General features: G+C 65.2%; 9 protein-coding genes. 6 read left to right on the plus strand and 3 right to left on the minus strand.

Annotated features, from left to right (window positions below; all coding sequences use genetic code 11):
• Window positions 1–10: 10 nt before the first annotated feature.
• The gene (locus BHE75_RS02335; RefSeq protein WP_084652844.1) at window positions 11–2,410 is read right to left on the minus strand and encodes a glycoside hydrolase family 3 N-terminal domain-containing protein; all 2,400 of its coding nucleotides are present in this window, start codon (window positions 2,408–2,410) and stop codon (window positions 11–13) included.
• The gene (locus tag BHE75_RS02340) at window positions 2,407–4,797 is read right to left on the minus strand and encodes a glycoside hydrolase family 3 N-terminal domain-containing protein (protein WP_070932111.1); all 2,391 of its coding nucleotides are present in this window, start codon (window positions 4,795–4,797) and stop codon (window positions 2,407–2,409) included. The genes BHE75_RS02335 and BHE75_RS02340 overlap by 4 nt, the downstream gene beginning before the upstream one ends.
• Before the next feature lie 171 nt (window positions 4,798–4,968).
• On the opposite strand from BHE75_RS02340, the gene BHE75_RS02345 reads away from it, so the two are divergent.
• From BHE75_RS02345 to xylD, 4 genes are all read left to right on the plus strand, one after another.
• Complete coding sequence (locus BHE75_RS02345) at window positions 4,969–7,119, plus strand: alpha-glucuronidase family glycosyl hydrolase (RefSeq protein WP_438830604.1); 2,151 nt, start codon at window positions 4,969–4,971, stop codon at window positions 7,117–7,119.
• Between the two features lie 165 nt (window positions 7,120–7,284).
• Complete coding sequence (locus BHE75_RS02350) at window positions 7,285–10,380, plus strand: TonB-dependent receptor (RefSeq protein WP_070932115.1); 3,096 nt, start codon at window positions 7,285–7,287, stop codon at window positions 10,378–10,380.
• 108 nt (window positions 10,381–10,488) lie between these two features.
• Window positions 10,489–11,559, plus strand: a complete 1,071-nt coding sequence (locus tag BHE75_RS02355; protein ID WP_015459143.1) for a LacI family DNA-binding transcriptional regulator — start codon at window positions 10,489–10,491, stop codon at window positions 11,557–11,559.
• A gap of 98 nt (window positions 11,560–11,657) precedes the next feature.
• Window positions 11,658–13,433 (plus strand): xylonate dehydratase XylD, encoded by a 1,776-nt coding sequence (xylD, locus tag BHE75_RS02360; RefSeq protein WP_070932117.1) that lies wholly within the window; start codon window positions 11,658–11,660, stop codon window positions 13,431–13,433.
• 121 nt (window positions 13,434–13,554) lie between these two features.
• Here xylD and BHE75_RS23855 read toward each other — a convergent pair whose 3' ends face one another.
• Entirely contained in the window at window positions 13,555–14,106 is a 552-nt protein-coding gene (locus tag BHE75_RS23855; RefSeq protein ID WP_139181608.1) for a hypothetical protein, read from the minus strand.
• A 589-nt stretch (window positions 14,107–14,695) separates the two neighbouring features.
• Here BHE75_RS23855 and BHE75_RS02365 point away from each other — a divergent pair.
• Window positions 14,696–15,871, plus strand: a complete 1,176-nt coding sequence (locus BHE75_RS02365) for a Fic family protein (protein WP_070935394.1) — start codon at window positions 14,696–14,698, stop codon at window positions 15,869–15,871.
• Window positions 15,861–16,043 carry a hypothetical protein gene (locus BHE75_RS23005; protein ID WP_254684339.1) on the plus strand — a complete coding sequence of 61 codons (183 nt, stop codon included), beginning with the start codon at window positions 15,861–15,863 and terminating at the stop codon, window positions 16,041–16,043. The genes BHE75_RS02365 and BHE75_RS23005 overlap by 11 nt, the downstream gene beginning before the upstream one ends.
• Window positions 16,044–16,353 lie beyond the last annotated feature (310 nt).

Consider the following 16,353-nt stretch of genomic DNA (forward strand, 5'->3'; position numbering starts at 1 on the left):
TCCTGTCCTGTCAGGCGATCTCGAGGATCGCGGTTTTCAGATGTTCGCTGTCGGGGCCGGCCATGATGTCGAAGCGGCCGGGCTCGACCACCTCCTCCATCGCCTCGTTCCACAGCGCGAAGGCGTCCCGGCCCAGCGTGAAGCGAAGCGTGCGCGCCTCGCCGGGGGCCAGCGTGACGCGGGCGAACTGCTTCAGTTCCTTGAGCGGGCGCGTGACCGACGATAGCTGATCGCGGACATAGATCTGCACCACCTCGTCGCCCGGGCGATCGCCGATGTTGCGCACGTCGACCTCCACGGTGACGCTGCCGTCCACGCCGATCCGCGCCGCCGAAAGGCGGGGAGCGCCGATATCGAAGCGGGTGTAGCTGAGCCCGTGACCGAAGGGGAAAAGCGGGGCCGCATCCTCGAACAGATAGCCTCGCCGCGACGATGGCTTGCGGTTGTAGAAAAGCGGAATCTGGCCCGCGTTGCGCACCACGGAAACGGGCAGCTTGGCGCCGGGATTGACGTCGCCGAACAGCGCGTCGGCCATGGCGGTGCCGCCCTCCTGCCCCGGATACCAGCAGAGCAGCATGGCATTGGCTTTGGCGGCGACGCCGGGCCAGCTTGGCGGGCGGCCGTTGATGGCGACGACGACGATCGGCTTGCCCAGCGCGTGGAGCGCATCGAACAGCGCATTCTGCTCGCCCACCAGATCCACGCTGGTACGATCGCCGAGATGGTTTTTCGCAAAGCCCTCGCGGCTGGTCTGCTCGGTATCGCCGATCGCGAGCAGGATGACGTCGGCCTTGCGGGCGATGGTGGCCGCCTCGGCGATCAGGCGATGGTTCTCCGCCGGATCGGCGAGCAGCACCTCGTCGGCCGATCGATCCTCGCTGCGGGTGATGAACACGCCCTGGGCGTGGACCACCTCCGCCTTGCCGGCCAGCTTCGCGCGCACCCCGTCCAGCAGGCTCACCGCCTGGCGCGGCGTGCTGGAATAGCCGCCCAGCCGGGCGATGGCGGCATTGGGGCCGATCACCGCCACGGTCGGATGCGCGCCCGGCTTCAGCGGCAGGGTGCCGTCGTTGCTGAGCAGGCACAGCGATTTGCGCGCGGCCTCGAGCGCGAGCGCGCGGGCCTCGGCATTGCCGGTGATGCGATCGGCGGCGGCGAAATCGGCATAGGGATTTTCGAACAGGCCGGCGCGGAACTTCAGGCTCAGCATCCGCGCGCAGGCCTCGTCGATCCGCGCCTCGGAAACCTGGCCGGCGCGGACGGCATCGACGAGGTGGCGGAAGGTCGCCCCGTCCGGCAGCTCGCTGTCTACCCCGGCATTGACCGCGATCATGCCGGCGGCGCGTACGTCCGGGGCGACATGGTGGATCGTCGCCAGCTCGTCGATGGCGGTATAGTCGCTGACGACGATGCCGCCGAACTTCCATTCGCCGCGCAGCACATCCTGCAGCAACCAGCGGTTGGCGTGGGACGGCACGCCGTCTATCTCGTTATAGGACGGCATCACCGCCTCGATCCGGGTGCGGCCGACGACCGCGCGGAAGGGCGGGAAGAAATTCTCCCGCAGCTCGCGTTCCGATATCGGCGCGGGGCCGACATTGGTGCCGCTCTGCGGCTGGCCGTGGCCGGTCATGTGCTTCAGCGTGGCGAAGACCTTGCCGGGCTTCAGCACATCGCCCTCGCCCTGAAGGCCCTGCACGGCGGCGACGCCCATCTCCCCGCAGAGATAGGGATCCTCGCCGAACGTTTCCTCGATCCGGCCCCAGCGCGGATCGCGGGCGATATCGACGACGGGCGAAAGCGCCAGGTGGACGCCGCGCGCGCGCGCCTCGCGGGCGATCACGCCTTGCACGTCCCGCATCAGATCGCGGTCGAAGCTGGCGGCCAGCGCAATCGCCTGCGGGAACATGGTGGCGTCCGTCGCCATATAGCCGTGGAGCGATTCCTCGTGGAACAGCACGGGGATGCCGAGCCGGGTCTGGGTCGTCGCCCAGCGCTGGACGGCGTTGACGAACTTCACCGTGTCCTCGGGCGTCCGCCAGCGCGCGCCGGTGCCGCCCGCGACATCGGCGACGGCCGGGCCGCCGCGCCGGTCGGACGGGCGGGTGATCTGGCCGAAGCCGGCCGGATAGGCGCGCGATGCCCGGGCGGGATCGAAATCCAGCCCGCCTTCCACCATCACGTCCTGCTTCGTCGCCCAGAGCGCGATCATCTGGGCGACCTTCTCCTCCAGCGTCATGCGGGACAGGAGATCGCGGACGCGCGCCTCGGCCGGCTGCGTCGCATCCTTGTAGAGCGGGCGGCCCGCCCCGCGCGCGAAGGCGGCGGAGGAGGATGCCGCGCTCGCCGCCAGCACCGATCCCGATGCCAGCCAGCCGAGCGCCTGCCGGCGGGCGATGCCGGTGCTCACGGCTTCACCGTCAGGGTGACGGTCTTCAAGTCGACCGAATTAGGGCCGGCCATGATGTCGAACTCGCCCGGTTCGACCACGCGCTCCATCCGGTCGTTCCACATCTGGAAACTGGCGGGCGTCAGCCTGATCTTCACGGTGCGCCGCTCGCCGGGCTGGAGGGTGACGCGCTGGAAGCCCTTGAGCTCCTTCACCGGCCGCGTGACCGAGCTTACCTTGTCGCGGACATAGACCTGCACGGTCTCGTCGCCGGCGCGGCTGCCGGTATTGGCGACGTCGACCAGCACGTCGACATCGCCGTCCGGCCGGATGGTGCCCGCCGAAAGGCGCGGCTGGCCGATATCGAAACTGGCGTAGCTCAGCCCCCAGCCGAACGGAAAAAGCGGGGCCGTGGTATCGAACAGATAGCCGCGATGGGCGCTGGGCTTATGATTGTAGAACATCGGCAGCTGGCCGACATTGCGCGGGATGGTGACGGGCAGCTTGCCGCCCGGATTGACCGTACCGAACAGCACGTCCGCCACGGCATTGCCGCCCTGTTCGCCCAGATACCAGCCTTCGATCAGCGCGTTGGCCTGCTCCGCGATCGTCACGGTCGAGGCGGGGCGGCCGTTGATGAGGACGACGGTGATCGGCTTGCCCAGCGCCTTCAGCGCATCGAACAGCGCCTGCTGCTCGCCCACCAGGTCCAGGCTCGGGCGGTCGCCGATATGGTTGTCGGCCCAGGCTTCGCGGCTGGTCTGCTCGGTATCGCCGATGGCGAGCACGATCCGGTCCGCCTTCTTCGCCACCTCGACCGCCTCGGCGATCATCCGGCGGTTGGCGGCGGGATCGGCGAGCTTCACCTCGTCCGCCCACCAATCGTCATTCTCGGTGATCTTCACGCCCGGCGCGAACAGGATATTGGCGCGGTTGCCCGCCCGGTTCCTGATGCCTTCGAGGATCGAGACGCTGTGTGGCGGCTGGCCGTAATAGCCGCCCAGCCGCGCGACATCGGCATTGGGGCCGATCACGGCGATGGTGGGCTTCGCCGCCAGCGACAGCGGCAGGGTGCCGTCGTTCTTGAGCAGCGTGATCGCCTGCTGCGCGGCCTTCAGCGCAAGCGCGCGGGCGGCATCATTGTTGGTGATCGCCAGCGCCTGCCGCACGTCGGCATAGGGGTTTTCGAACAGGCCCGCGCGGAACTTCAGGTCCAGCATGCGGCGCACCGCAACGTCGACCCTGGCCTCGTCCACCCGGCCCTCGCGCACGGCCTTCACCAGCGTCTTGTAGGAAAGGCCCTCGGGCAGGTCGGAATCGACGCCGGCATCGAGCGCGCGGATCGCCGCGCCTTCCAGATCGGGCGAGACATGATGCAGGCTCATCAACTGGTCGACCGCCGAATAATCGCTGACGATCGCGCCCTTGAAGCCCCATTCGCCGCGCAGCACGTCCTGCAGCAACCAGCGGTTGGCGTGGGAGGGCACGCCGTCTATCTCGTTATAGGACGCCATCACCGCCTCGATCCCGGTGCGGCGGACCACCTGTTCGAACGGCGGGAAGAAATTCTCGCGCAGCTCCCGCACCGATATCGGCGCCGGGCCGACATTGGTGCCGCTTTCGGGCTGGCCATGGCCGGTGAGGTGCTTGAGCGTCGCGAAGACATGGCCGGCCGGCAGCAGGCGATCGGCGCCCGTGTCGCCCTGGAGGCCCTGCACGGCGGCGACGCCCATTTCGCCGACCAGATAGGGGTCCTCGCCGAACGTCTCCTCGATCCGGCCCCAGCGCGGATCGCGCGCCACGTCCACCACCGGGGAAAGCGCCAGATGCACGCCGCGCGCGCGAATTTCGCCCGCGATCACGCCGTTGATCTGGCGGATCAGATCGGGGGCCCAGGTGGAGGCGAGCGCCATCGCCTGCGGGAAACTGGTGGCGCCGACGGCGGCATAGCCGTGCAGCCCTTCTTCATGGAACAGGATCGGGATGCCGAGCCGGGTCTGCGTCGTCGCCCAGCGCTGGAGCGCGTTGACCAGCGCGATCGTCTGCCGGACGTCGCGGCCGGGCACGACGCGCGGCGATACGGCGCCGCGCGCGTCGGACGGGCGGGCGAACTGGCCGATGCCGTCCGGCCAGACGGCGGGCAGCTTCTTCGGATCGAGCTGGAGCTTGTCGTCGAAGACGGCGGTCTTGCCTTCCCAGACGGTGATGATCTGGGCGACCTTCTCCTCCAGCGTCATCCGCTTGAGCAGATCCTCGACGCGGGCCTCGACGGGCTGGGACGCATCCTTGTAGATAGGCCGGGCCGGCGCCTGCTGCGCGGCGGCGATCACGGGCGCGACGAGGGGCGTTCCGATCGCGGTGATCGCGGAAGCGCAGGCAAGCATGGCAAGGCGGGCGCTGGAACGCATTTCGTCTCCTCTCCTGTCGCGGCTATGCCGCCTGCGACGACATTGGCGCGCCGCTTTATTGATTGATAGCGCTACCATGATATAGTCCCGCAAAGCTTGTCAATGGCGGACGGCAGCCGCGACCATTTCAAAACGTGGCGCCGTGGAAAGGGAGAAGGGATGAGGAAAGGGGTGTTCGGCGCCTGCCGCGCGCTGATTCTGGCGGTGGTGGCGCTGCTGGCAAGCGGGCCGGCCATGGCCGAGGACGGCTATGACCTCTGGCTGCGCTATCGCCCGCTCGCCGATTCGGCGCAGGCGCGCTACCGGCCGTTGGCGACGGCGATCGCCGCCCCGCAGGACGATCCCTCGATCCGCATCGCCGCAGCCGAGCTGCATCGCGGCCTTACCGGCCTGCTGCGCGCCGACGTGCCGGCATCGGCCGACGCCATCGCGCCCGGCGCGATCCTGCTCGGCACCGGCGGGGACAGGCGGATCGCGGCGCTCGGCCTGCCGCTTTCGACGCTTGGCCGGGAAGGCTATCTGATCCGCAGCGTCCGCGTGGACGGCAAGCCGGCGACGGTGATCGCCGCCAACAGCGGCGTCGGCGTGCTCTACGGCGCTTTCCATCTGCTCCGCCTCGTCCAGACCGGCGATCCGATCGATCGGATCGACATCCGTTCGGTGCCCAAGGTGGAGCTGCGCCTGCTCAACCATTGGGACAATCTCGATCGCTCGGTGGAGCGCGGCTATGCCGGCCAGTCGATCTGGGACTGGTGGAAGCTGCCGGACATCACCAATCCCCGTTATGTCGATTATGCCCGCGCCAATGCGTCGATCGGGATCAACGGCACCGTCCTCAACAACGTCAACGCCAAGGCGGACAGCCTGACCGCGCCTTATATCGCCAAGGCGGCGAAGCTGGCGGACATTTTCCGCCCCTATGGCATCCGCGTCTATCTTTCCGCGCGCTGGTCGGCGCCGATCGAGATTAGCGGGCTCAAGACGGCCGATCCGCTCGATCCCGCCGTCGCCGCATGGTGGAAGGCCAAGGCGGACGAGATCTATGCCGCCATCCCCGATTTTGGCGGCTTCCTGGTGAAGGCCAATTCGGAAGGCCAGCCGGGGCCACAGGATTATCATCGCAGCCATGCCGATGGCGCCAACATGCTGGCGGCGGCGGTGAAGCCCCATGGCGGCATCGTGATGTGGCGCGCCTTCGTCTATGCGCATGAAAATCCCGACGATCGCGCCAGGCAGGCCTATGACGAGTTCAAGCCGCTGGACGGCAGGTTCGCCGACAATGTGATCGTGCAGGTGAAGAACGGCGCGATCGATTTCCAGCCGCGCGAACCCTTCCATCCGCTGTTCGGCGCGATGCCCAAGACGCCGCTGATGATGGAATTCCAGATCACCAAGGAATATCTCGGCTTCGCCACCCACCTCGTCTATCTCGGCGCGCTGTTCGAGGAGACGCTGGCGAGCGACACCTTCGCCAAAGGCAAGGGATCGACCGTCGCCCGCGTGATCGATGGATCGCTGGAAGGCCATGCGCGGACCGGCATGGCCGGCGTCGCCAATATCGGCGTCGATCGCAACTGGACGGGATCGCAGTTCGATCAGGCCAATTGGTATGCCTTCGGCCGGCTCGCCTGGGACCCGGAGGCCTCGGCCAGAAGGATCGCGGCGGACTGGGCGGGGATGACCTTCTCCACCGATCCCGCCTTCGTCGCTCCAGTGGTCGACATGATGATGCGTTCGCGCGAGGCGGTGGTCGATTATATGACGCCGCTGGGCCTGCACCACCTGATGGCGACCGGCCATCACTACGGCCCCGGCCCCTGGGTCGACGATCTCGAGCGGCCCGACTGGAACCCGGTCTATTATCACAGGGCCGATGCCCAGGGGATCGGCTTCGACCGGACGAAGACCGGCAGCAACGCCGTCGCCCAATATGCGCCGCCGGTGGCGCGGCAGCTCGGCGATATCCGCACCGTGCCGGAACGCGATCTGCTGTGGTTCCACCATGTGCGCTGGGATCATCGCATGGCATCAGGCCGCATTTTGTGGGACGAGCTTGTTACCCGTTATGATCGCGGCGTTGCCGAGGTGGCGGCGATGCGGGCGCGCTGGGCGACGCTGGCGCCCTATGTGGATGCCGATCGGCACGCCGACGTGATGCGCTTCCTGGCGGTGCAGGCGCGGGAGGCGCAGTGGTGGCGCGATGCCTCGATCGCCTATTTCGCCACCTTCGCCCGGCGGCCGCTGCCGGCGGGATCGCCGCCGCCGGCGCATGATCTGGACTATTACAAGGCGCTGCGTTTTCCTTACGCGCCGGGAAATTGAGCGCTAACATACTTTGAAATAGCACGGAATTATTCGCGGAAAGACCGATTGACACGTCCGGAGAAATGGACGTAGATTGCGAAATGTGAGCGCTACCAAACAGGGGTGTGGCGCCCCGCGGATCAGCCCATGTGAGGCCGGCCGCGGTTGGGAGAGGGGAGTGACATGTCTACCGAATCACAGACTCGCTTTGCCGTGCGTCGGCTGGCCCTGCTGGGCGCGACGATCCTGGCGGGGCATTGCGTTCCCGCTTTCGCGCAGGATGCTTCGCCGGCCACGGCCGCCAATGTGTCCAACGAGGACATCGTCGTCACCGGCTATCGCGCCAGCCTTCTGAGCTCGACCAACGCCAAGCGCGACGCCATCGGCTTCACCGATTCCGTCTTCGCGGAAGATATCGGCAAGTTCCCGGATACGAACATCGCCGAATCCTTCAACCGCATCCCCGGCATCACCATCGTCCGCGACACTTCCGGCGAGGGCCTGAACGTCGCGATCCGCGGCCTCGGCACCAATTTCACCAAGGTGCTGCTGAACGGCGCGCCGGTGGCGGTGGCATCGAGCGGCCGCATGGATTCGCAGAACACCAACCGCGAAGTCGATCTGGACATGTTCCCGACGGAGCTGTTCACCCAGCTCACCGTCAGCAAGACGCCCACGGCCGAGCAGGTCGAAGGCGGCGCCGCCGGCACCGTCGACATGCGCAGCGCGCGGCCGTTCGACAAGCCGGGCACGCGGATCGCCTATTCGCTGCAGGGCACCAAGAACAGCGCGGCGGACGGCTGGGGCCAGCGCGGCTCGCTGCTCGCCAGCACCACCTTCGGCGATTTCGGCGTGATCGCCGGCGTCACCGGCGTGCGCAACAAGGTGAACACCAAGGGCTTCGAGACGATCGGCTGGACGAATGCCAATCTGTCGGCCGCGCAATGCGGTGCCGCCACGGGCTGCAACAATACCGGGGGCGGCAACTGGTCGATCCCCGGCACGGTGCCCAGCAATGCCGGCAACGGCCTGACGGCCGGCGAGACGATCGACAAGCAGTGGCTGCTCGATCACAATCCCGGCCTCACCATCCAGCAGATCGACAACGCCCTGCTGCCGCGCCTTGGCCGCCCATCCGAGACGTTCGGCACCAAGAAGCGCTACAATGCGATCTTCGGCCTGCAATATAAGCCGAGCGACGATCTCAATATCTATGTCGACTCGCTATATGGGCGGAAGAAGAACAACCTCCAGCGCATCGACATGAACTGGGTCGTCCGCAGCGGCGCGCCGATCCCGATCAACATGCAGGTCGATCGCGACGATTGCGGCGGCGGTTGCGTCGTCACCGACGGCACCTTCGCCAATTCGCAATTCTTCCTGGAATATCGTCCCTTCATCGAGGACACGAAATTCTGGGGCGTCAATCCCGGCATCGAATGGCAGGCGACCGACACCATCAAGGTCGACCTCCAGGGCAATTGGACGGAAAGCCGCTTCCATCGTGAATCGCCGTCGGTGGTGCTGAGCACGGCCGCGAATTCCGGCCTGACCGTCGATTACAGCAATGACGGTGGCATCCCCAACATCGCCTCCAATGTCGACCTGAACGATCCGGCCAATTTCGGCTGGTTCCCCGGCAGCCGCGTCAACGTGCAGGACGAACGCCGCCTGACCAAGACCAAGGGCATTCGCGGCAACCTGACCTGGGGGGATGCGCGCCTGAACCTGCGGGTCGGCGGCGCCTATGACGATGTGTCGCGCCGCATCCGCGCCTATGACAACAGCCAAGCCTGGCAGAACGCGGCTTGCGGCGGCAATCCCAATGTCTTCCTGCTCTCGCCGAACAGCCAGCCGGCCTGCGAGGGCCTGACCTCCGTCACGCCGGGCCAGCCGGGCTATCCCAGCTATCCGGCGCTGGGCACGGGCTATTCCAGCGGGATCACCACGCCGCTGGTCTATCAGGGGTCGCTGATCCCCAACAGCGCGGTCGCATCCTATCTGCGCCCCGGCCCCGGCTTCGTGACGCTGGACTGGAAGAAGTTCGCCGGCGCTTCCAACTATGATTATTTCCACGACAATGCGCCCGAGGCCGGTGCCGCCAATACCGGCGCCAGCGGCGGCTATGTCCGCGAGAAGACGACCGGCGCCTATGCCGAGGTGAACGGCGACATCGACGTGGCCGGCAACCCGCTGCGCTTCAACATCGGTATCCGCTACGCCCACACCGATCAGACGATCGGCGGCCAGGTGTCGCTTGCCGATCCGCGCAATCCGCCGGCGCCGCCTTCGGGGCCTAATCCGGCCGACGGCTCGCTCTACCCGAACGTCATCAATTTCGTTGAGACGCAGAACAGCTACGACAACTGGCTGCCTTCGGCGAGCGCGGCCTATAATGTCGCGGACAATGCGGTGGTCCGCGTCTCGCTTTCCAAGACGATGACGCGGCCCGATCCGAACGCGATGCTGCCGGGCGTGAACTTCAGCACCCCGTCCGCCGATCAGGCGACCATCGGCAATCCGGCGCTGAAGCCCTTTATCTCGAAGAATATCGATCTGGGCTTCGAATATTATACCGGCGGCGCCGGCTATGTGAGCTTCGCGGCGTTCCGCAAGTCGATCAAGGGCTTCACCCAGACCGGCTTCAACACCGTCGCCTTCACCGATCTGGCGGCCTACGGCATCACCTACGATACGCTGACGCCTTCGCAGCAGCAGGCGATCGACGCCCGCGGCGGGCCGGGCCAGGCCGATGTCGTGGTGCAGCAGCAGGTGAACGCCACCGGCACGCTGACCGTCAACGGCCTGGAGTTCAACTGGGTCCAGCCGCTCGATTTCCTGCTGGATCGCTATCTGGGCGTGAAGGGCTTCGGCTTCACCGCCAACGCCACCATCATCGACCAGAAGGGCACGGGTGCTGCGCCGGCGGTGGCGCTGGGCGTCGCCAAATATGCCTATAACCTGACGGCCTATTACGAGAATGGCGGCTTCATGGCGCGCCTGTCGACCACCTACAACAAGGGCTCGCAAAGCTCGCTGGGCGGCCAGAACGGCATTTCGGCCGCGGCGCTGTTCTCCGACAGCTACCAGCAGTGGGATTTCTCCTCGAGCGTCGATCTGGAGAAGGTGTTCGGCCTCAACCACGGTCCGCAGCTCACCTTCGACGTGGTGAACATCTTCAACGCGAAGCAGCGCAGCTACTTCCAGTTCGAAAACGCCACCTTCACGCAGTACAAGCCGGGAACCCAGTTTCTGATCGGCCTGCGCGGAACCTTCTGATTTCCCCACCCTCGGCGGCCGGCAGCGATGTCGGCCGCCTCTTTCCCTGGCCGGTAGCGGCAGGCCCGCCGGTTGCTGTAAGGCAATCGTAACAGGTGGGAGAACCAGATGGCCAATAAGGTTTCACGACGGCAGGGCGGCGCCCCCACGATCGCGGACGTCGCGCGGGAGGCCGGCGTGTCGCCGATGACGGTGTCGCGCGTCATCAACGGCGAAAAGAACGTGCGGGAGGCCACCCGCGAGGCGGTGAACGCGGCGATCGCCGCGCTGAACTATGCCCCCAATCCCGCGGCGCGCAGCCTGGCTGGCGCGGACCAGATCCGCATCGGCCTGCTCTACAGCAACCCGTCCTCCGCCTATCTCAGCGAATTCCTCGTCGGCGGCCTCGATCAGGCCAGCCGCCGCAACGTGCAGCTCGTGGTCGAGAAATGCGATCTCGACCGGCATGAGGTGGAGGTGGCCCAGCGGCTGGTCGCCAGCGGGATAGACGGCATCATCCTGCCGCCGCCGCTCTGCGATTCCCAGGCGGTGCTGAAGGTGCTCGCCGATGCCGGCACGCCCGCCGTCGCCGTCGCCACCGGCCGCGTGGCCGATAACGTATCCGCCGTCAGCATCGACGATTTTGAGGCGGCTTTCGCGATGACGCGCCATATCGTGTCGCTCGGCCATCGCCGCGTCGGCTTCATCATCGGCAATCCCAACCAGACCGCCAGCGGCCGCCGCCTCGAAGGCTATCGCGCGGCGCTGGAGGCGGCGGGCCTGCCCCTTGCGGACGAGCTGATCACCCAGGGCCTCTTCACCTACCGATCGGGCCTGGACGCGGCTGAGCGGCTGCTGGAGCTGGCCGAGCCGCCATCGGCGATCTTCGCCAGCAATGACGACATGGCGGCCGCCACGGTGGCGGTGGCGCACCGCCGCGGCCTGGACGTTCCGGGCGACCTCACCGTCTGCGGGTTCGACGATACCGCGCTGGCGACGACGATCTGGCCGGAACTGACCACCATCCACCAGCCCATCACCGACATGTCGCGCGCGGCGGTGGAATTGCTGGTGGACGAGATCAAGCGCCGGCGCGGCGGCGAAGGCGAGAAGCACCGTCGCATGCTGCTGGATTTCACGCTGGTGCGCCGCCAGTCCGATGCCGCGCCGCGCCGTCGACCGACGTTCAGCATGGCGTGAAGCCTTGACCGCCAAGGGGTCTATGGTAACGCTACCATAGAGAGGAGTTCCGGGCGCGGCGGCGGGCTGCCGCCGGCCGGACATGCAGGAGAGGTTCCGTGCCGCGCACCCCCGTTCGCCCCTTCCGCTCGCGCGACTGGTTCGCCGATCCCGCCCGATCGGACATGACGGCGCTCTATCTCGAACGCTTCATGAATTACGGGATCACGCCGGAGGAACTGCGCTCCGGCCGGCCGATCATCGGCATCGCCCAGACGGGCAGCGATCTCTCCCCCTGCAACCGCATCCACCTCGATCTCGCGCGCCGGGTGCGGGACGGGATTCGCGATGCCGGCGGGATTCCGATGGAATTCCCGGTCCACCCGATCTTCGAAAATTGCCGCCGGCCCACCGCCGCGCTCGATCGCAACCTCGCTTATCTCGGGCTGGTCGAGATACTTTACGGCTATCCCATCGATGCCGTGGTGCTGACCACGGGTTGCGACAAGACGACGCCTTCGGGGATCATGGCGGCTTCCACCGTCGATATTCCCGCCATCGTCCTTTCCGGCGGGCCGATGCTGGATGGCTGGCACGAAGGCGAACTGGTCGGTTCCGGCACCGTCATCTGGCGCAGCCGCCGCAAGCTTGCCGCCGGCGAGATCGACGAGGAGGAATTCCTCAACCGCGCGTGCGACAGCGCGCCCTCCGCCGGCCATTGCAACACCATGGGCACGGCATCGACGATGAACGCGGTGGCCGAGGCGCTGGGCCTGTCGCTCACCGGCTGCGCGGCGATCCCCGCGCCCTATCGCGAACGCGGCCAGATCGCCTACGAAACCGGGCGCCGCATCGTCGACATGGCCTATGAGGATCTGCGCCCGTCGCGCATCCTGACGCGCCGGAGCTTCCTCAACGCCATTGCCGTGGTCAGCGCCGCCGGCGGCTCCAGCAATGCCCAGCCGCACATCCAGGCGATGGCCCGCCATGCCGGCGTCGAGATCGGCCCGGACGACTGGAGCGCGGCCTATGATCTGCCGCTGATCGTCAACATGCAGCCGGCCGGCAAATATCTCGGCGAACGTTTCCACCGTGCGGGCGGCGTGCCGGCGGTGATGTGGGAGCTGCTGGGCGCCGGGCGCCTCGACGGCGATTGCCTCACCGTCACCGGCCGCAGCGTGGCCGACAATCTGGCCGGCCGCGAGGCTTCGGACCGGGAGGTGATCCGCCCCTTCGCCGATCCGCTGATGGATCGCGCTGGCTTCCTCGTGCTGAAGGGCAATCTGTTCGATTTCGCGATCATGAAGACCAGCGTGATCTCCGATGCCTTCCGCCAGCGCTACCTCAGCCGGCCGGGGCAGGAAGGCGTGTTCGAGGCGCGGGCGATCGTGTTCGACGGATCGGACGATTATCACCACCGCATCAACGATCCGGCGCTCGATATCGACGAAAACTGCATCCTCGTCATCCGCGGCTCAGGCCCGATCGGCTGGCCGGGCTCGGCCGAGGTGGTCAACATGCAGCCGCCCGACGCGCTGATCCGCAAGGGTATCCTGGCGCTGCCCACGCTGGGCGACGGCCGCCAGTCCGGCACGTCGGACAGCCCGTCCATCCTCAACGCCTCGCCGGAAAGCGCGGCTGGCGGCGGGCTGGCCTGGCTGCGCACCGGCGACATCCTCAGGATCGATCTCAACGATGGCACCTGCGACGCGCTGGTCGACGCGGCCGAAATCGCCCACCGCAAGGCCGAAGCCCCGCCGCCCGTGCCGGCCAGCCACACCCCCTGGGAAGAACTCTACCGCGAAAAGACCGGCCAGCTCGCCGACGGCGCCGTCCTGGAATTCGCGGTGAACTACCGCGCCGTGGCGGACAAGACGCCGCGGCATAATCACTGAGGAGGGATATGGCGGTCGTCGGTGCACTGCGTCGCTGGGAGCAGGACGGAGTGGTGCACATGCTCGCTGACGGTGCCCCCGCATGGCTACTAGTGTGGCACGAGCAGCAGCGTCAGCCGCGCTATTTCGTTTTGAATGTCGCTGTCGCGATTAGCTGCACTCTGTCCAATCGTTGCTTAGGCTGGACCGCTCGACTGATTTGGATCGTCATGGCAGGCTCTTCGCGATTCCGGAAAGTGGTGGAAGCCATTCCGTCTTTTATCGAGTTGCTCTGCTGCTCCCAACGACTCCTGAATGCAGGCGAAGCAAGGACCGCTTCAATCGCAGGCTGAAGGTCCGCATTGCCGCCACCAGTGATGTGGCACATCGGTAGTTGGTCAGAGACAACCAAAATGTAGCCGGCGCCTTCCGTTGAGTTGATGCGCCAGAAGTGATTTGCCTGCCGAAGTTGGGTGGGAGGAAGGTTTACGGCTTCCACGCTCTCCACCAATCCCATCTTCGCGCCGAGGCCGACAGCCTTTATGAACGGCTCAGGACCACTAGCCCAACTGGTGGGGTCAAGCACCCAAGTCTCGCAGCCTTTCAACGCTCCACTGAAGCCTCGTTCGAGATCAGATTCCGCGTATGCTGGCGCGGCAAATGCAAGCGCAAGGCTTAAAATGACAAATCTCATGCCGCTACTCGCGTTTTGCGGCAGTGAACAAAGCAAGCTCACAGCGGCGCGCACTCTTACAATGCTCTTGCACGATGCTTACGGGCTGTGTGCCGCCTAGCTGCGGATACAATAAGTTGCTGTATTTGTGAGAAAAATTGGTGGAGCACTAGGGCTCGAACCTAGGACCCGCTGATTAAGAGCTAGCCATAAGCTCTTGTTATTGCTCTTCATTCTTCGTCATTTTGCATCTTGGGGAACACGAAATCGTATCTTCGACCCGCTGATTCCGAGGCGTATTGCTTCAGGTCCATTCATGCAAGTTCGGGCGCCCGGGACCCCCGTGATACCCACACGGAAGATCGTCGATTTTCTGGGTATCAGAGCGATGGAGGGTAAAGGCGGTGTGATCCAACCGCTAGCCTAGCAGCAGCGTGATATCGATCGCGGTGGCGTGCGTCAGGAAAAATCCCACTTCGTCGTCACCATAACTCCGAAGGCGTTAATAACGGATGGTTGACTTTTGCGCACAATAAGTCACGATATCGTTATTAGTGAGGAGAGAAAGGTACACTGCCGTTCCTACCTCTGAACTGGATTGCAGGATGCCATGACGAAGCGAACAACGGGCGAATATGAAAATGTGGTCGCAGGCGGGGAGAGCGTCCCTGCGTTTCTGCCTCACCCACTGCCGCCACGTGATCCAGCTTTTGCCATGTCCGAGACAATCAGCAGGCGTCTACGTGCTGCGGAACAAGCCTTGGTGCGGCTTGATCTAGCAACCGAGATGGTGCCGTCGCTCGACTGGTTCCTCTACGGATTCGTTCGCAAGGAAGCGGTGATTTCGTCACAGATCGAGGGCACCCAAGCCACGCTGCTCGACCTGCTCAGCTTCGAAGCGGATGACGTAAAAGCGCCGGATGCGGACGTGGAAGAAGTCTGCAATTATCTCGATGCCCTGAACCACGTCCAACAGGAACTGGCGAACCCATCGGGCATTCCGATTTCCATGCGTCTCTTGAATGACGCGCACCGCCGATTGATGGACGGCGTGAGGGGCGCGACCAAGCAGCCGGGCGAAATCCGGCGCAGCCAAAACTGGATTGGGGGTAGCAGGCCCGGCAACGCGGTGTTCGTTCCGCCGCCGCCCACGCGCGTACCGGAGCTACTGAGCGCGCTCGAAAAATACATTCACGCGGATGATGACTTGCCCCCGCTCATTCGCGCCGGGCTCGTTCATGTCCAGTTTGAAACGATCCACCCCTATCTTGATGGTAACGGACGCATAGGCCGGTTGCTGATTTCGTTGCTGCTCCAGCATTGGGGGCTGCTTCGCGCGCCATCGCTATACCTCAGTCTGTTCTTCAAGCGTCATCGTGCTGAATATTACCGGCGGCTGGATGCTGTGCGGACGCAAGGCGATTGGGAAGGCTGGACCGACTTCTTTCTCGACGGGGTCGCAACCATCGCCGACGAGGCGGTGACATCGGCGCGGGATATCTTCGCAATAGTCGGCCAAGATCGCACCCGGCTGCTGGCGAGCAATGCGGCTTCCGTTTCGGCCGTCAGGCTGTTTGAAGAACTTCCCAGCCACCCGATTGTCACAGTCGCGTCAGTCATGACCTTACTCGGGATCAGCAAGCCAACCGCTATCCGCGCGATAGAGACGCTGATGTCGGCGGGAGTTCTGACGGAAACGACCGGCAGGCGTCGGGACCGCAGTTTTGCCTACGCCGCCTATGTCGATTTGCTTCGGATCGGTACGGAGCTTGGAAATGATGAATAAAGCAGGATCTGATTTGCCTTCTTCGGCCGCTGCCGGTGAAGAGGCCGCATGGCAAGAACTGAAGCGCCTGCTGGGACAAAGGATCGCCGAGGGTCTGGCGGGTGGTCTGTCTACCGATGGCATCGCCTCCATCGTTGATGAGGAGTTGGGTTCCAGCCATCCCGACACGTAATTGCGTTAGACTGAAAAACCCAGAATCAGTGTCGCGCTATCTGGTCCGAGTACCAATGTAGAGCCTCGATCCAAAGCACCCCCCGGTCGCAGGCTGCATGGTCAAATCGCATCGCGCTGCATTTTCCCGATGCAGGCCCTTCGAGCGCTGGGAATTTCTTTGAGATTGGCCGATTTCCGTGATTATTGAAGTGTCATTCGAAAGGATGACACATGCAGAAAGCCCTAACCAACAGGATACTTGAAACCCTAAGAGTCTGATTCAAAACTATCGGGCCTGATTTCATGCTCTTGCGATGCGGCGAGTAAGG

Origin of the sequence: Edaphosphingomonas haloaromaticamans (assembly GCF_001853345.1) — a bacterium.
In the GTDB taxonomy this organism is placed as follows: domain Bacteria; phylum Pseudomonadota; class Alphaproteobacteria; order Sphingomonadales; family Sphingomonadaceae; genus Sphingomonas_E; species Sphingomonas_E fennica.